The organism is Streptomyces sp. NPDC030799 (genome assembly GCF_055572255.1).
In genome coordinates, this window is the sequence record NZ_JBVIDS010000020.1 from 45550 (window position 1) to 61985 (window position 16436).

At 71.0% G+C, this 16436-nt stretch carries 17 protein-coding genes; 9 read left to right on the plus strand and 8 right to left on the minus strand.

Translation table 11 applies throughout. The annotated features are described in order from the left end of the window. Positions 1 to 105 precede the first annotated feature (105 nt). A complete protein-coding gene (locus ACZ41I_RS38270; protein WP_399773322.1) occupies positions 106 to 573 on the plus strand; it encodes a GatB/YqeY domain-containing protein in 468 nt (155 codons plus the stop codon). 155 nt (positions 574 to 728) lie between these two features. Here the strand turns inward: ACZ41I_RS38270 and ACZ41I_RS38275 are convergent, their stop codons facing one another. Then, on the minus strand, positions 729 to 3056 hold the full coding sequence (locus tag ACZ41I_RS38275; RefSeq protein ID WP_363215594.1) for a transglycosylase domain-containing protein: 2328 nt from the start codon (positions 3054 to 3056) through the stop codon (positions 729 to 731). A 496-nt stretch (positions 3057 to 3552) separates the two neighbouring features. On the opposite strand from ACZ41I_RS38275, the gene wblA reads away from it, so the two are divergent. Next, a complete protein-coding gene (wblA, locus tag ACZ41I_RS38280; RefSeq protein ID WP_362111877.1) occupies positions 3553 to 3891 on the plus strand; it encodes a transcriptional regulator WblA in 339 nt (112 codons plus the stop codon). A 524-nt stretch (positions 3892 to 4415) separates the two neighbouring features. Here the strand turns inward: wblA and bagB are convergent. Beyond that, positions 4416 to 5825: an ATPase BagB gene (bagB, locus tag ACZ41I_RS38285; protein ID WP_399773317.1), complete on the minus strand. Its 1410-nt coding sequence runs from the start codon at positions 5823 to 5825 to the stop codon at positions 4416 to 4418. Next, positions 5822 to 6799, minus strand: a complete 978-nt coding sequence (gene bagA / locus ACZ41I_RS38290) for an ATPase BagA (RefSeq protein ID WP_363215592.1) — start codon at positions 6797 to 6799, stop codon at positions 5822 to 5824. Before bagA ends, bagB begins: the two co-directional genes overlap by 4 nt. A 152-nt stretch (positions 6800 to 6951) precedes the next feature. On the opposite strand from bagA, the gene ACZ41I_RS38295 reads away from it, so the two are divergent. From ACZ41I_RS38295 to ACZ41I_RS38310, 4 genes are all read left to right on the plus strand, one after another. After that, on the plus strand, positions 6952 to 7113 hold the full coding sequence (locus ACZ41I_RS38295; protein ID WP_003975360.1) for a DUF4177 domain-containing protein: 162 nt from the start codon (positions 6952 to 6954) through the stop codon (positions 7111 to 7113). Further along, positions 7110 to 7574, plus strand: a complete 465-nt coding sequence (locus ACZ41I_RS38300) for a RidA family protein (protein WP_363215591.1) — start codon at positions 7110 to 7112, stop codon at positions 7572 to 7574. The genes ACZ41I_RS38295 and ACZ41I_RS38300 overlap by 4 nt, the downstream gene beginning before the upstream one ends. 77 nt (positions 7575 to 7651) lie before the next feature. Next, entirely contained in the window at positions 7652 to 8605 is a 954-nt protein-coding gene (locus tag ACZ41I_RS38305) for an NUDIX hydrolase (protein WP_468516321.1), read from the plus strand. After that, positions 8602 to 9432 carry an MBL fold metallo-hydrolase gene (locus ACZ41I_RS38310; RefSeq protein ID WP_363215589.1) on the plus strand — a complete coding sequence of 277 codons (831 nt, stop codon included), beginning with the start codon at positions 8602 to 8604 and terminating at the stop codon, positions 9430 to 9432. Before ACZ41I_RS38305 ends, ACZ41I_RS38310 begins: the two co-directional genes overlap by 4 nt. Positions 9433 to 9624: 192 nt before the next feature. Here ACZ41I_RS38310 and ACZ41I_RS38315 read toward each other — a convergent pair whose 3' ends face one another. Continuing rightward, positions 9625 to 10416, minus strand: a complete 792-nt coding sequence (locus tag ACZ41I_RS38315; protein WP_468516322.1) for a sigma-70 family RNA polymerase sigma factor — start codon at positions 10414 to 10416, stop codon at positions 9625 to 9627. Positions 10417 to 10580: 164 nt separating this feature from the next. After that, positions 10581 to 11255, minus strand: coding sequence for a Crp/Fnr family transcriptional regulator (locus tag ACZ41I_RS38320; RefSeq protein WP_014674022.1), 675 nt, complete (start codon positions 11253 to 11255; stop codon positions 10581 to 10583). 276 nt (positions 11256 to 11531) lie between these two features. On the opposite strand from ACZ41I_RS38320, the gene nth reads away from it, so the two are divergent. From nth to ACZ41I_RS38335, 3 genes are all read left to right on the plus strand, one after another. Next, the gene (gene nth / locus ACZ41I_RS38325; protein WP_468516323.1) at positions 11532 to 12521 is read left to right on the plus strand and encodes an endonuclease III; all 990 of its coding nucleotides are present in this window, start codon (positions 11532 to 11534) and stop codon (positions 12519 to 12521) included. A 54-nt stretch (positions 12522 to 12575) separates the two neighbouring features. Then, positions 12576 to 13301 carry an NUDIX hydrolase gene (locus tag ACZ41I_RS38330; RefSeq protein ID WP_399773306.1) on the plus strand — a complete coding sequence of 242 codons (726 nt, stop codon included), beginning with the start codon at positions 12576 to 12578 and terminating at the stop codon, positions 13299 to 13301. 94 nt (positions 13302 to 13395) lie between these two features. Then, positions 13396 to 14595 (plus strand): MarP family serine protease, encoded by a 1200-nt coding sequence (locus ACZ41I_RS38335; RefSeq protein ID WP_363215586.1) that lies wholly within the window; start codon positions 13396 to 13398, stop codon positions 14593 to 14595. Positions 14596 to 14625: 30 nt separating this feature from the next. On the opposite strand, the gene ACZ41I_RS38340 is transcribed toward ACZ41I_RS38335, so the two are convergent. From ACZ41I_RS38340 to ACZ41I_RS38350, 3 genes are all read right to left on the minus strand, one after another. Then, positions 14626 to 14805: a hypothetical protein gene (locus ACZ41I_RS38340; protein ID WP_351243917.1), complete on the minus strand. Its 180-nt coding sequence runs from the start codon at positions 14803 to 14805 to the stop codon at positions 14626 to 14628. Positions 14806 to 14997: 192 nt separating this feature from the next. Beyond that, a complete protein-coding gene (locus tag ACZ41I_RS38345; RefSeq protein WP_363215585.1) occupies positions 14998 to 15927 on the minus strand; it encodes an alpha/beta fold hydrolase in 930 nt (309 codons plus the stop codon). After that, the gene (locus ACZ41I_RS38350) at positions 15924 to 16412 is read right to left on the minus strand and encodes a phage holin family protein (RefSeq protein WP_363215584.1); all 489 of its coding nucleotides are present in this window, start codon (positions 16410 to 16412) and stop codon (positions 15924 to 15926) included. The genes ACZ41I_RS38345 and ACZ41I_RS38350 overlap by 4 nt, the downstream gene beginning before the upstream one ends. Positions 16413 to 16436: the final 24 nt, after the last annotated feature.

Consider the following 16436-nt stretch of genomic DNA (forward strand, 5'->3'; position numbering starts at 1 on the left):
CCGGCCGACCCTCGATCGCCCGACCGGCGTCCCCCGGGCGACCGGGCGTCGGCACCCCTTAAATCAGCGGGCGTTCGGGCTGGCACACCTGCGACAATCGATCGCATGACCACCACGCTCAAGTCGAAGCTGCAGGACGACCTCAACGCCGCGATCAAGGAGCGCGACGAGCTCCGCTCCTCGACGCTCCGGCTGACGCTCGCCGCGATCACCAAGGAGGAGGTCGCGGGCAAGGAGAAGCGGGAGCTGTCCGACGACGAGGTCCTCAAGGTGATCACCCGCGAGGCGAAGAAGCGCCGCGAGGCGGCCGACGCCTTCGCGCAGGGCGGTCGCCCGGAGCAGGCCGAGCGGGAGAAGGCGGAGGGCGAGGTGCTCGCCGACTACCTGCCCAAGCAGCTGTCCGACGAGGAGCTGAACGCGATCGTCGCGCAGGCCGTGGAAGAGGCGAAGGCGGCCGGTGCCGAGGGGCCGCGGGCCATGGGCGCCGTCATGAAGATCGTGAACCCGAAGGTGGCCGGTCAGGCCGAGGGCGGCCGCGTCGCCGCCGCGGTGAAGAAGCTGCTTCAGGGCTGAGTTGCACCAGACAGCTGCACACAGACAGCTGCACACAGACAGCTACAGCCACACAGTCAGCGACGGGGCCGCGCTCTTCGCGAGAAGGGCGTGGCCCCGCTGCCGTATCTCGGTAACTGAGCCCGGCCTCGCCTGCCTAGCCCCGCCTGCCCGGCCTAGCCCCGCCGGCCGCCGTTCCCATTGCCGCCGCCACCGCCGTTGCCCTGGCCCTGGATGAAGTTGCCCGGGAGGGAGAAGGTCGGCGTCGGGACGGGGCCGCCGATGGTGCCGCCGATCGTGTCACCCGTGCCGCCGTCCGTCGTTCCCCCGTCCGTCAGACCGCCGATCAGGCCGCCGATCCCGCCCGTGCTGTCCCCCTTCTTGCCGCCGTGCTTCTTCCCGTGCCCTTTTCCCTGGTCGTCCCCGGTGTTGTCGTCGGGGATGTCGATCAGGTGGAAGTCCTCGGCCGGCTTGCCCTCCAGCGCGCCGGTCATCATGTCGCGCCAGATCGGGCCGGGCACCTCACCACCGAACACCTTGTCGTGCGGTACGCCGCCGATGCTGATGTTGATCATCTTGCGCTTGTGCTGCGGGTCGCCGACCCAGACCGCGCCGGCCATGTTCGGGGTGTAGCCGACGAACCAGGCCGCGAAGCGCTCGTCCGTCGTACCGGTCTTGCCCGCGCTCGGGCGGTCGCCGAGGCCGGCCTCCTGACCCGTACCGTCCTCGACCACGCCCTTGAGGATGGTGCTGACGGTGTCCGCGGTCTTCTGCGACATCGCCCGCGAGCAGTTCGACTTCGGCACCGGAAGGGACTTCACCTGGCTGCCGATCTTCTGGGTGACCGACTCGATGGCGACCGGGGTGCAGTACATACCGCGCGAGGCGAAGGTGGCGTACGCGCCCGCCATCGTCAGCGGTGACATCTCCTGCGTGCCGAGCGCGATGGACGGGGCCTGGTCGATCTTGCGGCCGTCCGCGCGCGCCACACCCATCTTCTTGGCCATGTCGATGACCGGGCAGATGCCGATGTCGCCGATCAGCTGCACGTAGTAGGTGTTGACCGACTTGGCGGTCGCTTCCTTCATGCCGTACGGGCCGTGCTCCGACTCGTTCTCGTTCGCCAGCTTGGCCGGCTTGCGCGGGTCGTTGCGCCAGATCCTGCCGTTGCACGCCTGCACGGTGCTCGGGTACGGCATCTCGTACGGCGACGAGTACTCCTGCGTCGGGGGCTTGCCGCCCTCGATCGCGGCCGCCGCGACGATCGGCTTGAACGTCGAACCGGGCTGGTAGCCGGCGCCGCCGCCCATGTCCGAGTTGACGGAGAGGTTGATCTGCGTCTCGTTCTTGCCGAAGCCGTACGGGCGGGACTGGCCCATGGCGAGGATCTTGCCGGTGCCCGGTTCGACGATGGCCGCGGCCGTCGCCACCTCGTCGGACTTGTAGACATGGTCCTTGATGGACGTCTGCGCGGAGTCCTGCGCCTGCGGGTCGAGCGTCGTACGGATCGTCAGGCCGCCCTGGTTCCAGAGCTTCGCCCGGGCCTGCTTGGTGGTGCCGAAGACCGGGTCGTTCAGGACGACGTCGCGTACGTAGTCACAGAAGAAGCCGGCGCCGCGGACCGCGGTGATGCAGCCGTTCTTGGGGTGGCTGGGGTGCAGCGCGAGCGGCTTCTCCTTGGCCTGGTCGGCCTCCTTCTGGGAGATGTCGCCGAGCTCCGCCATCCGCTGGAGCACGACATTGCGCCGCTTGGTGGCCTCGGCGTCGTCGTTGACCGGGTCGTAGCGGCTCGGGGACTGCACGATGCCGGCCAGCAGCGCCGATTCCTGGAGGTTCAGGTCCTTGGCGTGCTTGGAGAAGTAGCGCTGGGCGGCGGCCTCGACACCGTAGGCCTGCTCGCCGAAGAAGGTGATGTTCAGGTAGTTCTCGAGGATCTTCTTCTTGCCGAGCTTCTCCTCGGTCTGGATCGCGTACTTCAGCTCGCGGATCTTGCGGCCGAGGGTCTGCTGGGTGGCCTCGGCGACCTTCGTCGGGTCGTCGCCGGCCTCCTCGATGAAGTAGTTCTTCACCAGCTGCTGGGTGAGCGTGGAGGCGCCCTGCGCGACACCGCCGCTCTGCGCGTTCTTGTTCAGGGCACGCAGCACTCCCTTCAGGTCGATCGCGCCGTGCTTGTAGAAGCGCGAGTCCTCGATCGCGACGATCGCCTTCTGCATGTACGGCGAGATGTCCTTGAGTTCCACCACCGTGCGGTCACGGGAGTAGACGCTCGCGATCGGTTTGCCCCGGTTGTCCAGGATGGTCGTGCGCTGACTGAGCTGGGGGCTCTTCAGATTGGCCGGGATCTCGTCGAAGCTCTTGACCGAGCCCTTGGCCGCGAGGCCCAGCGCGCCGGCCGCGGGCAGTGCGATGCCCGCCATCACGGCTCCGGCGAGCACACTGACACCGAGGAACTTGGCGGCCTGCTGCGTTGGCGACAGACCACCGCCCGAGCGCTTCTTTGGCATGGGGGCAGCCTAATCCGTACTCATGAGCGTTCCGAGGGAGCGGCTCTCCCTCGGGATGTTCGGGTGCCGGATCGTGACGGCAGCGCAACCTGACCTGCCTACGTTTCCATTTCCCGGACATGTGCGCAGGCCTTGGCCTAAGCTGCTCTCAACTGTCACAGCAGTGCGGCCATGTATCAATACGTCCGGCGACCCCGAATCGTTCCGGAGGAACCCCGACTTTTTGATGGGGGCGTGCCCGAATCCGCCTCGTGTGTCACCTGGCGCCCGATGTGACGTACCGCAGAAGTCCCGCTTTGCCGGGATGATCACGCATGTCACCAGCTCACTCCCCCGGGTGATCTGCCGCTTACCCATAGTCCGTTCGGGCCATTCAAGATTGGGCCCGAAGGGGGTGTTGCGCTGTGCCCACCTTCCGTAACGTCCTCAACTGGCGGCGGTGAATATGCCGCTGCCGCCGTGGGGGAGCCTCGATTCGGGAGAGGACGGCGCCGGTATGGGCTGGGTAACCGACTGGAGTGCGCAGGCTGCCTGCCGCACTACCGATCCGGATGAACTGTTCGTTCAGGGAGCAGCGCAGAACAGGGCCAAGGCGGTGTGCACCGGATGCCCGGTACGCACCGAATGCCTGGCCGACGCGCTGGACAACCGCGTCGAGTTCGGCGTGTGGGGAGGTATGACGGAGCGGGAGCGCCGCGCACTGCTGCGCCGCCGGCCCACCGTGACCTCCTGGCGCAGGCTGCTGGAGACCGCCCGCTCGGAGTACGAGCGCGGCGCGGGCATCGTGCCCCTCGACAGCGACGAGGTGTACGAGCACTACGCGGCGGTGAGCTGAGGGCATTCCCTCCGGCACACCCCCGGGGCACAGGTCCAGGGGGTGCCGAGTGGGTGCATGCCCGGGACCCGGGAAGCGACGGGGTCCGGGAAACGCCGATCCGGCCTGCGCCCGGGGAAGCCGCGATCTGCCGTGCGGCCTCTCCCGCGGAGGCGGCCCGGGTGGGCCGAGGCGCTCTGCGCGGAAGGCTTGTGGCCTTGCATCCGCGCATGTGCCGGCCATGCCGAGCGCGCGTGTGCCACCCACGCGCGCAGGACGGCCACTGGTGCACGTACGACCGCTTGTCTGTGCGCATATGACGGTCATCGACGCATGTACGACCGCTTGTCCTGGGCGCACACGACGGCCACTGACGGATGTACGACCGCTTGTCTGCACGCACAAGACGGTCACCCGTGCACATGCGACCACTCGCGTGCGCGCGTGCAACCGCTCGCCCGCGCGCAGACGACGGTCACCTGCGCGCCTGCGGCCGCTCGCCGCACGAGGTGCCGCGCGGCCTGCCGGGCGCCCGTGTGGCCGCGCTACGGCAGTTCCGTGCGCTCTGCCGTGCCCGCTGCCAGTCGGGCGCCGATGTCGCGCAGGCCCGCGAGGTCGTGGACGTCGCCGGGCAGCGCGGCTACTTCGACCACCGCCACCTCGGGGTGACGGGCGGTGAAACGGTCACGCGTGCGCTGCTCGCGCGAGAGCAGCTGCATGCGATCGGCGTGCAGTCGCAGCAGCCCCGCGGTGAGCCGGTCGACGGAGTGCTCCGCGTCGGCGGGGGAGCCTTCTTCGGAAGGGGCGTCGATTGCGGTCTCGGATGCGGGAAGGCGCGAACTGCCGTATGCATCGGGAGAGTTACGAAGTCCAGCTTTCCCGCCCCCCTGATCCACAATGCGGGGGTCCTCAAGATTTTCGGCGGCGGCGAGCGCCCGCTCGGCCGACAGCCGGCCGGCGCCGCTGCCATGGACCCGGTTCAGCACCAGGCCCACCAGCGGCATCCTCTCCTCGGCCAGCCGCTCCACGAAGTACGCCGCCTCCCGCAGCGCGTCCCGCTCCGGGGCCGCGACCACCAGAAACGCCGTGCCGGGCGCCTGGAGCAGCTTGTACGTGGCGTCCGCGCGCGTACGGAACCCACCGAAGGTGGTGTCCATCGCCGCCACGAACGTCTGGACGTCCTTCAGCAGCTGGCCGCCCAGCAGTTTGCCGAGGGTGCCGGTCATCATCGACATGCCGACGTTGAGGAAGGCCATCCCCGCGCGTCCGCCGAGCTTGGCGGGGGCGGTCAGCAGCCGGATCAGCCGGCCGTCGAGGAAGGAGCCGAGCCGCTTGGGCGCGTCCAGGAAGTCCAGCGCGGAGCGGGACGGCGGGGTGTCGACCACGATCAGGTCCCACTCGTCCTTCGCGCGCAGCTGGCCCAGCTTCTCCATCGCCATGTACTCCTGCGTGCCCGCGAAGCCCGCCGAGAGCGACTGGTAGAAGGGGTTCGCCAGGATCGCGGCCGCCCGCTCGGGGTCCGCGTGCGCCTCCACGACCTCGTCGAAGGTGCGCTTCATGTCGAGCATCATGGCGTGCAGTTCGCCGCCCGCCCGTCGCTCGCCACCGTCCTCGGCCGAAGCGCCGCGCGACACGTTTCCTTGATCCTCGATGCCCTTCACCCGGCGCGGGACGTTGTCGAGCGAGTCGATGCCCATCGACTGGGCCAGCCGCCGGGCCGGGTCGATGGTCAGCACGACCACCTTGCGGCCCCGCTCGGCCGCCCTCAGGCCGAGGGCTGCCGCGGTCGTCGTCTTGCCGACCCCGCCCGAGCCGCAGCACACCACGATCCGGGTCTTCGGGTCGTCCAGCAGCAAGTCGATGTCGAGGGAGCGCGCGGGGGAGAGACCGTGGGTCTTCTCCCGCCCCTCGGCCGTCACTGCCGCGTCGGGCGCCTCGGCCGGGTCCGGACTCATGACAACCCCTGCTTCCGCAGCTCGGTGGCGAGTTCGTACAGGCCCGCCAGGTCCATGCCCTCGGCGAGCAGCGGCAGTTCACCCAGGGGCAGGCCCAGCTCGCCGAGTACCGCGCGCTGCTCCTGCTCCAGCGCGTACCGCTCGGCGTACTCCGCTGCCTGCTCCAGCAGCGGGTCCACCAGCTTCTCCGCGTTGCCGCCACGCCGGGCCCCGCCCAGCCCGGCCGCCGACAACGCCTGTGCGACAGAGGAACGCTCCACGGTCCGTACGAGTTCCAGGTCGGCCGCGTCCAACACCTCCGGCCGGACCATGTTCACGATGACCCGGCCCACCGGCAGTCGCGCGGCACGGAGTTCGGCGATGCCGTCGGCGGTCTCCTGGACCGGCATCTCCTCCAGCAGCGTCACCAGGTGCACCGCCGTCTCCGGCGACTTCAGCACCCGCATCACCGCCTGTGCCTGATTGTGTATGGGGCCGATCTTCGCCAGGCCCGCCACCTCGTCGTTGACGTTCAGGAAGCGGGTGATGCGGCCGGTCGGCGGGGCGTCCATGACGACGTAGTCGTACGCGAACCGGCCGCTCCTGTCCTTGCGGCGCACCGCCTCGCACGCCTTGCCGGTCAGCAGGACGTCCCTGATGCCCGGGGCGATGGTGGTGGCGAAGTCGATCGCGCCGAGCTTCTTCAGGGCCCGGCCCGCGCCACCGAGCTTGTAGAACATCTGGAGGTAGTCCAGAAGGGCCAGTTCGGGGTCTATGGCCAGGGCGTACACCTCGCCGCCCCCCGGAGCGACCGCGATCTTCCGCTCCTCATACGGCAACGCCTCCGTTTCGAAGAGCTGGGCGATGCCCTGCCGGCCCTCGACCTCGACGAGAAGCGTCCGCTTCCCCTCGGTCGCGAGGGCCAGCGCCAGTGCGGCGGCGACCGTCGTCTTTCCGGTCCCGCCCTTGCCGCTGACGACCTGGAGCCTGCTCACGTATTCGAGACTAACCAGTCCGGCCGGGACTCACGCGGGAGGCTGTGGATAACGCTGGTCACAGCCCGCTGCCCGGCCTGTGGACGACGCCGGACACAGCCGGCCGTGGCCGGCCGCCGTCCCCGCCGGTCGCAGCGGCTACAGTCGGCCCCATGACCAAGTGGGAATACGCAACCGTGCCGCTGCTCGTCCATGCCACGAAGCAGATTCTGGACACCTGGGGCGAGGACGGCTGGGAGCTCGTCCAGGTCGTGCCCGGGCCCAACAACCCGGAGCAGCTCGTGGCCTACCTGAAGCGGGAGAAGCAGGCATGAGCGCGGTCGAGGCCAAGCTGGCCGAACTGGGGCTGACCCTGCCGGAGGTCGTACCGCCGCTGGCCGCGTACCAGCCGGCCGTGCAGTCCGGCGCGTACGTGTACACCGCCGGCCAGCTGCCGATGGTCGAGGGCAAGCTGCCGGTCACCGGCAAGGTGGGCGCCGAGGTCACGCCGGAGGAGGCCAAGGACCTGGCCCGCACGTGCGCGTTGAACGCGCTGGCCGCGGTGAAGTCCGTCACCGGCGACCTCGACCGCATCGCGCGCGTGGTGAAGGTCGTCGGCTTCGTCGCCTCCGCCGCCGACTTCACCGGGCAGCCCGGTGTCGTCAACGGTGCCAGCGAACTGCTCGGCGAGGTCCTCGGCGACAAGGGCGTGCACGCCCGCAGCGCGGTCGGCGTCGCGGTGCTGCCGCTGGACGCGCCGGTCGAGGTCGAGATCCAGGTGGAACTCGCCCAGTAACCCCACGCACCGCACCGGAGCACCGCCGGCCTCGGGCACCTCTCGAACATTCGCCCTACACGGGATAGCCTCCGGCCATGGCGAACGGTCAGTGGTACCCCCCGGAGTGGCCGAACCGCATCCGCGCGCTCGCGGACGGCACGCTCACCCCGGTGTCCCCCAGACGCGCGGCCACGGTGCTGCTCCTGAAGGACACCGAATCCGGTCCGGTCGTCCACATGCTGCGCAGACGCGCCTCCATGGCCTTCGCCGGAGGCGCGTACGCGTATCCCGGGGGCGGGGTCGACCCGCGCGACGACGACCGTCTGGTGGGCTGGGCGGGCCACACGCGCGCGTGGTGGGCGGACCGTCTGGGCGTGGACGAGCCGGGCGCCCAGGCGATCGTCTGCGCGGCCGTACGGGAGACGTACGAGGAGGCGGGCGTCCTGCTCGCCGGGCCCGACGCGGAGTCGGTCGTCGGCGACACCACCGGGGACGACTGGGAGGCGGACCGGGCCGCGCTGGTCGCGCGTGAGCTGTCCTTCGCCGAGTTCCTGGACCGGCGCGGCCTGGTGCTGCGCTCGGACCTGCTGGGCGCCTGGACCCGCTGGATCACCCCGGAGTTCGAGGCCCGCCGCTACGACACCTGGTTCTTCGTGGCCGCCCTGCCCGAGGGCCAGCGCACCCGGAACGCCTCCACGGAGGCCGACCGCACGGTGTGGATCCGCCCCGCTCAGGCCGCCGCCGGCTACGACAGGGGCGAGCTGCTGATGATGCCGCCCACCATCGCCACGCTGCGCCAGCTGCTGCCGTACGCCACCGCCGCCGAGGCGCTGGCGGCGGCCCCCGCGCGTGACCTGACGCCGGTGATGGCGGGCGCCCGTCTCCAGGACGGCGAGATCGTCCTGTCCTGGCCCGGGCACGAGGAGTTCACCAAGCACATCCCGACGGATCCGACGACCGCCGGCACGAGCGCTGCGACGAACACCGGGACGCCCACCGGGACCAGCGCTGCGACGACCGCCGAGACGACGGGTGGAGGCCCCGTATGACCGACGCAAGCGCCCTGCCGGGCCAGCCCCGCGGCCAAGTGCTCTCCGGCCCCGCCACCGAACGGGCCGTCAACGTCCTCGCGCCCAACGCCTCCGCGATGACCCTGGACGGCACCAACACCTGGATCGTCGCCGAGCCGGACTCCGATCTCGCCGTGGTGATCGACCCGGGCCCACTGGAGGACGGCCATCTGCGCACCGTCGTGGACACCGCAGAGAAGGCCGGCAAGCGCATAGCCCTGACCCTGCTCACCCACGGCCACCCCGACCACGCCGAGGGCGCCGCCCGCTTCGCGGAACTGACCGGCACGCGCGTGCGTGCCCTCGATCCGGCGCTGCGCCTGGGCGACGAGGGCCTGGCCGCCGGCGACGTGATCACCGTCGGCGGCCTGGAGCTGAGGGTCGTACCGACCCCCGGGCACACCGCGGACTCGCTGTGCTTCCATCTCCCGGCCGACCGGGCCGTGCTGACCGGCGACACCATCCTCGGGCGCGGTACGACGGTCGTGGCGCACCCGGACGGCCGTCTCGGCGACTATCTGGACTCCCTGCGCCGTCTGCGGTCCCTGACGGTGGACGACGGCGTGCACACCGTCCTGCCGGGCCACGGGCCGGTCCTGGAGGACGCCCAGGGCGCCGTGGAGTTCTACCTCGCGCACCGCGCGCACCGGCTCGCCCAGGTGGAGACGGCGGTCGAGGACGGCTACCGCACCCCGGCCCAGGTCGTCGCCCACGTCTACGCCGACGTGGACCGCTCGCTGTGGCCGGCGGCGGAACTGTCGGTACGGGCCCAGCTGGACTACCTGAGCGAGCACGGACTGATCTAGGGGCGAGCGCCTTCTCGGCGGCGTCGAGGATGTTGCCGAAGGTGCGCGTGATCACCGGGCGGGCCAGGAACCGGGTGAGCGGGGCGCCGAGCAGCGGCAGGGGGATCTCCGCCCGGGTGGTCCACCGGACCAGGGTGCCGCCGGCCGTCTCGGTGAACGTCATGGGGCCGAGCTCGTGCCGGGCCGGCCGGCTCAGCCGAGTGATCCTTTGCCGAGCGCGCCTCCGTCGAGTGGCCGGACCACGTCGGCGCGGTCCAGCTTGTCCGGGTTGCGCATGCCGTAGAGGCCGGTGATCCGTCCGTCCCGGATCTCGAACGCCACCGGCCAGTCCAGCGCGTCGCCGGCGAGGAACCGCGCGGCGGGCATGCCGTTGTAGCGGGCGGGTTCGATGCGGGCCGTCGTCGCGCCGCGTGACCGCGCGGCGACCGCCTTGCCGCCGCCGTCGGAGATCACCACGACATCGGGCGCGAGCAGGTCCATCAGGGCCTGTACGTCGCCGTTCGCCGCCGACCGCAGAAACCGTTCGACGATCTCCCCGGTGGCGGCGGAGTCGGGCTCGAAGCGGCGGCGCCGCGCGTGGACGTGGGCCCGCGCGCGGTGGGCGATCTGCCGGACCGTGGGCTCCGTCTTGCCGATCGCGGCGGCGATCTCGCCGTGCGGGTGGCCGAACACCTCGTGCAGGACGAACACCGCCCGCTCGGTCGGGTTCAGCGTCTCCAGGACCAGCAGCATGGCCATCGAGACCGACTCGGCCAGGACCACGTCCTCGCCGACCTCGGGCACGGTGCGGATCGGCTCGGGCAGCCACGCGCCGACGTACTCCTCGCGCCGGGCCCTGGCCGTGCGCAGGTGGTTGAGCGCCTGCCGGGTCACCGTGCGCACCAGGTACGCGCGCGCGTGCTCCACCGTGTCCGCATCGACCTGCCGCCGGCGCGGACAGCTCTCCTGGAGCACGTCCTCGGCGGTGACGCGCGTCACGGGCATGCCCCTGCGGGTCCCCCCGGTCGGTCAGCTCTGCGGCGCGGGTCCTTCAGGCGGGCACGCGCGCGAGGGAGCGTTCGTGCGGCGGGGGCGCTGGTGGCGGCGGCAACGACAGCGGGGCCCGGCTCACGAGAGCGGACCCCGGGGTCGTACGGCCGATACCGGCGTCAGCGGGAGCGCTTGGCCAGCCTCTCCACGTCCAGGAGGATCACCGCCCGCGCCTCCAGGCGAAGCCACCCGCGCTGGGCGAAGTCCGCCAGCGCCTTGTTCACGGTCTCGCGCGAGGCGCCGACCAGCTGGGCCAGCTCCTCCTGCGTGAGGTCGTGGACGACGTGGATGCCCTCCTCGGACTGCACGCCGAAGCGGCGCGAGAGGTCCAGCAGGGCGCGCGCCACGCGGCCGGGGACGTCGGAGAAGACCAGGTCGGACATGGCGTCGTTGGTCTTGCGCAGACGGCGGGCGACGGCGCGCAGCAGAGCGCCGGCCACCTCGGGGCGGGCGTTCAGCCAGGGCTGGAGGTCGCCGTGGCCGAGTCCGAGCAGCTTGACCTCGGTCAGCGCGGTCGCGGTCGCCGTACGCGGGCCGGGGTCGAAGAGCGAGAGCTCGCCGATCAGCTCGCCGGGGCCGACGACGGCGAGCATGTTCTCGCGGCCGTCGGGGGAGGTGCGGTGCAGCTTGACCTTGCCCTCGGTGACGACGTACAGCCGGTCGCCCGGGTCGCCCTCGTGGAACAGGGAGTCGCCGCGTGCGAGGGTCACCTCACTCATGGAGGCGCGAAGCTCCGCGGCCTGCTCGTCGTCGAGAGCCGCGAAGAGCGGGTTGCGCCGCAGAACGTCGTCCACTGAGTTCTCTCCTTGTCGACCTGCTCAGGGGATCTTGCTCCCCCGAGTGCCAGGGGACCGTGTTCCCCATTTTGCCGGACGGTCCAAACAGTGTGATCTGTCACAAGGATGCCGCACAGGTGTCCCGAGGTAAGCGTCAGGGGTCCAATCGGAGTCCGATCAACGGGGTCCGGGGCGGATGTGGGTGCCGGGCTCTAGGCTGGCCGGGTGTCCAATTCGCCGGTGAGAGCACAGGCCAAGGGGGTTGAGCGAGTGGTTGAACGTCGCAATTCCGCTGTGGGCGAACAAGGCTCGGGCGGTGATGAGAAAACCGGAAAAACGGCTAAAAAGGCTGCTTCGGTCAAAAAGGTCACGTCAGCCAAGAAGGTCACGTCAGCCAAGAAGGTCACCGCCAAGAAGGTCACCGCTGCGAAGAAGGCCGTCGCCACCGGCAAGACCGTGCCGGTGAAGAAGGCGGCGCCCGCCAAGAAGGTCGCCGTCAGGCCGCCGAGGGACGAGTCCCGCACCGCGCTGGTCCGCCGCGCCCGCCGCATCAACCGCGAGCTGGCCGAGGTGTACCCGTACGCCCATCCCGAGCTGGACTTCGAGAACCCGTTCCAGCTGCTGGTCGCCACCGTGCTGTCGGCTCAGACCACCGACCTGCGTGTCAACCAGACGACCCCGGCGCTCTTCGCGAAATACCCGGCCCCCGAGGACCTGGCCGCCGCCAACCCGGAGGAGGTCGAGGAGATCCTGCGCCCTTGCGGGTTCTTCCGGGCCAAGACCAAGTCGGTGATGGGGCTGTCCAAGGCCCTCGCCGAGGACTTCGGCGGTGAGGTCCCGGGCAGGCTGGAGGACCTGGTCAAGCTGCCCGGCGTCGGCCGCAAGACCGCTTTCGTCGTGCTCGGCAACGCCTTCGGACGGCCCGGGATCACCGTGGACACCCACTTCCAGAGGCTGGTGCAGCGCTGGCAGTGGACCGAGGAGACCGACCCGGACAAGATCGAGGCCGCCGTCGGCGCGCTGTTCCCGAAGAGCGACTGGACCGACCTCTCCCACCACGTGATCTGGCACGGCCGCCGGATCTGCCACGCCCGCAAACCCGCCTGCGGCGCCTGCCCGATCGCCCCGCTCTGCCCGGCCTACGGCGAGGGCGAGACCGACCCGGAGAAGGCGAAGAAGCTCCTGAAGTACGAGAAGGGCGGCCTCCCCGGCCAGCGGCTCAAGCCCCCGCAGGCCTACCTCGACGCGGGCGGCAGGCCGGCCCCGCCACTGGGGGCCGCGTGACGGAACGATCTCGGGGCCCTCGGGCGTTGGACAGGCAGAGCGAGGGGGGCGGCGATGGCGAGGGCCAGTGAGGCGCGGAGCGGCCAGGTGACACGCGGCGCGGCGGCGCGCGGCCCGGTGACGCTGAGCAGGGAAGGGCTGCCGGAGTGGCTGGCGCCGGTGGTGCGGGCGGCCGAGACGGTCGAGCCGCTCCAGCTGAGCCGCTTCCTGCCGCCGGAGAACGGCTCGGGGCGCAAGTCGGCCGTGCTGATCCTGTTCGGCGAGGGTGAGCGCGGCCCGGAGCTGCTGCTGATGGAGCGCGCCGGCTCGCTGCGCTCGCACGCCGGGCAGCCGTCCTTCCCGGGCGGCGCGCTCGACCCGGAGGACGGCGACCCGCACACCGACGGCCCGCTCCGGGCCGCGCTGCGCGAGGCCGAGGAGGAGACCGGCCTGGATCCGTCCGGCGTCCAGCTCTTCGGGGTGCTGCCCGCGCTGTACATCCCGGTCAGCGGCTTCGTCGTCACGCCCGTGCTCGGCTGGTGGCGCGAACCCAGCCCGGTCGGCGTCGTGGATCCGAACGAGACCGCGCGGGTCTTCACGGTCCCCGTGGCGGATCTCACGGACCCCGCCAACCGCGCCACCACCGTCCACCCCAGCGGCCACCGAGGCCCGGCATTCCTGGTCGAATCGGCCCTGGTGTGGGGCTTCACGGCGGGAGTGATCGACCGCCTGCTCCACTTCGCGGGCTGGGAGCGTCCCTGGCCCCGGGAGAGACACGTCCCGCTCGACTGGCACTCATGACAGGGTGTCGTCCGTGCTGTGTCTTTCCGGGGGCCGACCCCGGACCCCCGGCCGGGCCGCGGGGAGCGGAGTGGAGTAGGCGAGGCCTGAAGCAGTGAACGTGCTGGACATCCTGTTGCTGGTCGCGGCCGTGTGGTTCGCGGTCGTCGGCTACCGCCAGGGCTTCGTCGTCGGCATCCTGTCGGTGATCGGGTTCCTGGGCGGCGGCCTCGTCGCCGTCTACGCCCTGCCCGTGCTCTGGGACGCCGTGACCGACAACGCGGAGGTCGGCACCACCGCCGCCGTGGTCGCCGTGGTCGTCGTCATCGTCTGCGCCTCCGTCGGCCAGGCCCTGACCACCCACCTCGGCAACAAGCTGCGCCGGTACATCACCTGGTCCCCGGCCCGCGCCCTGGACGCCACCGGCGGCGCGCTGGTCAACGTCATCGCCATGCTGCTGGTGGCCTGGCTGATCGGGTCCGCCCTGGCCGGCACCACCCTGCCCACGCTCGGCAAGGAGGTCCGCGGCTCCAAGGTGCTCCTAGGCGTCTCCCGGGCGCTGCCCGCCCAGGCCGACACCTGGTTCGCGGACTTCTCCTCGGTCCTGGCGCAGAACGGCTTCCCGCAGGTCTTCAGCCCCTTCGCCAACGAGCCGATCAAGGACGTGGAGCCGCCCGACCCGGCCCTCGCGAACAGCCCGGTGACCCTGCGCGCCCAGCGCTCCATCGTGAAGGTGACCGGCACCGCCCAGAGCTGCGGCAAGGTGCTGGAGGGCACCGGTTTCGTCTTCGCCGACCGCCGGGTCATGACCAACGCGCATGTCGTCGGCGGCGTCGACGAGCCCACCGTGCAGATAGGCGGCGAGGGCCGCAAGTACGACGCCAAGGTCGTCCTGTACGACTGGAAGCGCGACATCGCCGTGCTCGACGTACCCGACCTGAGGGCGCACGCCCTGCGGTTCTCCCCGCAGGACGCGGCCGGCGGCGACGGCGCGATCGTCGCGGGCTTCCCGGAGAACGGCTCCTACGACGTGCGCGCCGCGCGCGTGCGCGGGCGCATCACGGCCAACGGCCCGGACATCTACCACCGCGGCACCGTCCGCCGGGACGTCTACTCGCTGTACACGACCGTCCGTCAGGGCAACTCGGGCGGCCCGCTGCTCACCCCCGACGGCCGGGTGTACGGCGTGGTGTTCGCCAAGTCCCTCGACGACGCCGACACCGGCTACGCCCTCACGGCGGACGAGATCCGGCCCGACATCGCGCGGGGACGTACGGCGAACGAGCAGGTGGGCACGGACAGCTGCGCCCTGTGACGCTGCGGAGGAAGAGTCAGCCGCGCGGTGTCAGCCGCGCGGGTGACGCAGACGCACGGACACCCAACGGGCGCGGCGGCGCAGGATGTGTGGAATCCCCACGCGGAGGTCTCCTTCGGCGAGTTGCGGATTGCCTCGCTGAGGCGTGCTCAGACCGGCGGCCGAGCGGCGGTTGCGGGGTGCGTCACTGTAGTCGTGCGTCCAGCCCATACCCCGACGTGTGCCCCTGCCCGAAGGTCGATAACCGCCTGAGCGCCGCCCAATTGGCCTATGCGGCAGGCATGTGGCCGTTCGCAGGACAAGTGTTCACGATCTGGATACTCGGCGCATCGAGCCCGTCACCGAACGGTCACAGACGAACGCGGCCACACGACCCTCGCATCTGCCCGTCACCGGCGCGTATCACCGGTCCGGCTCGGGATCCTTCAGCCAGTTGACCAGTTCCGTGGAGAACGCCGCCGGGTCCTCCTCGTGCGGGAAGTGGCCGAGGCCGTCGAACAGACGCCAGCGGTACGGCGCTTCGACGTACTCGCCCGAACCGGCCGCGCTGCGCGTGCGCGTCACCGGGTCCAGGGAGCCGTGCAGATGCAGCGTGGGCACCCGCACCGGCCGCTTCATCCGGCGGTTGAACTGGATGCCGTCCGGGCGGGCCAGCGAGCGCACCAGCCAGCGGTACGGCTCGATCGCGCAGTGCGCGGTCGACGGGATGCACATGGCCCGCTGGTAGATCTCCACCGCCTCGTCCTCCGGCGGGCGTGGCCCGGACCAGTCCCGGATCAGCCGGCCCACCAGCGCCCCGTCGTCCGCGGTGAGTTGACGCTCCGGGATCCACGGCCGCTGGAAACCCCAGATGTAGGAGTTGGCGGCCGTCTGCCGGGCGTCCCGCAGCATCGCCGCGCGCCAGCGCCGCGGATGCGGCATGGAGACGACCGCGAGCCGTCGTACGAGCTTGGGCCGCATCGCGGCCGCCGTCCACGCCAGATAGCCGCCCAGGTCGTGGCCGACCAGCGCCGCGTCCGGCTCGCCGAGCGAGCGGATCACGCCGGTGACGTCGAGCGCGAGATTGGCCGGGTCGTACCCGCGGGGCGTGCGGTCACTGCCGCCGACGCCCCGCAGATCCATCGCCACCGCCCGGTAGCCCGCGTCCGCGAGCGCCACCAGCTGGTGCCGCCAGGTCCACCAGAACTGCGGGAAGCCGTGCAGCAGCAGCACCAGGGGGCCGTCGCCGAGTTCGGCGATGTGGAAGCGCGCACCGTTGGCGGCGACGTCCCTGTGCGTCACTTTCCCGTGGGGAACATCGATCCGTACGGCCGAAGGGGCGGGGTCCGTCATGACGACGAGCGTGCCACAGCCTCGATGGCCGCGGGGGCCCGGTCCTCGGGAAGCTCCGCGCGCGGATGCGGCTTGGCGTTCTGCAGGACGCCCGCCGTCTCCTTCATGGAGGCGGCCACCTTCTGCGGGCCCTTGCTCTTCTTGGCCTTCTTCGCGAACGTCACGCCGATCAGCGCGAGGAGGCCGGCGACCAGCACGTTGGCCGCGAAGGACAGCAGGAAGCAGACCGCCAGGTTCCAGCCGCTCCAGGTCCGGATGCCGTAGGCGAGCGCGAAGTTGAGCATCGGCAGGGAGAACACCAGCACGGCGCCCGCCATCGAGAAGGCGCCGCCGCTCATCGCGCCCTTCTTCACGTCCTGCTTCAGCTGCGCCTTGGCCAGCGCGATCTCGTCGTGCACCAGCGCCGACAATTCGGTCGTCGCCGAGGCGAACAGCTGGCCGATGCTGCGTTCGGCGCCGACCGGGCTGCCGTCGGGTGCGCTCATCGCGTTCTCCCTCAGAGTTCTCTC

Excerpts from the sequence above, each read along its gene's own strand:
- ACZ41I_RS38270 (WP_399773322.1), top strand. The coding sequence starts at position 106 with ATGACCACCACGCTCAAGTCGAAGCTGCAGGACGACCTCAACGCCGCG.
- ACZ41I_RS38275 (WP_363215594.1), bottom strand. The coding sequence starts at position 3,056 with ATGCCAAAGAAGCGCTCGGGCGGTGGTCTGTCGCCAACGCAGCAGGCC.
- wblA (WP_362111877.1), top strand. The coding sequence starts at position 3,553 with ATGGGCTGGGTAACCGACTGGAGTGCGCAGGCTGCCTGCCGCACTACC.
- bagB (WP_399773317.1), bottom strand. The coding sequence starts at position 5,825 with ATGAGTCCGGACCCGGCCGAGGCGCCCGACGCGGCAGTGACGGCCGAG.
- ACZ41I_RS38295 (WP_003975360.1), top strand. The coding sequence starts at position 6,952 with ATGACCAAGTGGGAATACGCAACCGTGCCGCTGCTCGTCCATGCCACG.
- ACZ41I_RS38300 (WP_363215591.1), top strand. The coding sequence starts at position 7,110 with ATGAGCGCGGTCGAGGCCAAGCTGGCCGAACTGGGGCTGACCCTGCCG.
- ACZ41I_RS38305 (WP_468516321.1), top strand. The coding sequence starts at position 7,652 with ATGGCGAACGGTCAGTGGTACCCCCCGGAGTGGCCGAACCGCATCCGC.
- ACZ41I_RS38310 (WP_363215589.1), top strand. The coding sequence starts at position 8,602 with ATGACCGACGCAAGCGCCCTGCCGGGCCAGCCCCGCGGCCAAGTGCTC.
- ACZ41I_RS38315 (WP_468516322.1), bottom strand. The coding sequence starts at position 10,416 with ATGCCCGTGACGCGCGTCACCGCCGAGGACGTGCTCCAGGAGAGCTGT.
- ACZ41I_RS38330 (WP_399773306.1), top strand. The coding sequence starts at position 12,576 with ATGGCGAGGGCCAGTGAGGCGCGGAGCGGCCAGGTGACACGCGGCGCG.
- ACZ41I_RS38340 (WP_351243917.1), bottom strand. The coding sequence starts at position 14,805 with ATGGGCTGGACGCACGACTACAGTGACGCACCCCGCAACCGCCGCTCG.
- ACZ41I_RS38345 (WP_363215585.1), bottom strand. The coding sequence starts at position 15,927 with ATGACGGACCCCGCCCCTTCGGCCGTACGGATCGATGTTCCCCACGGG.
- ACZ41I_RS38350 (WP_363215584.1), bottom strand. The coding sequence starts at position 16,412 with ATGAGCGCACCCGACGGCAGCCCGGTCGGCGCCGAACGCAGCATCGGC.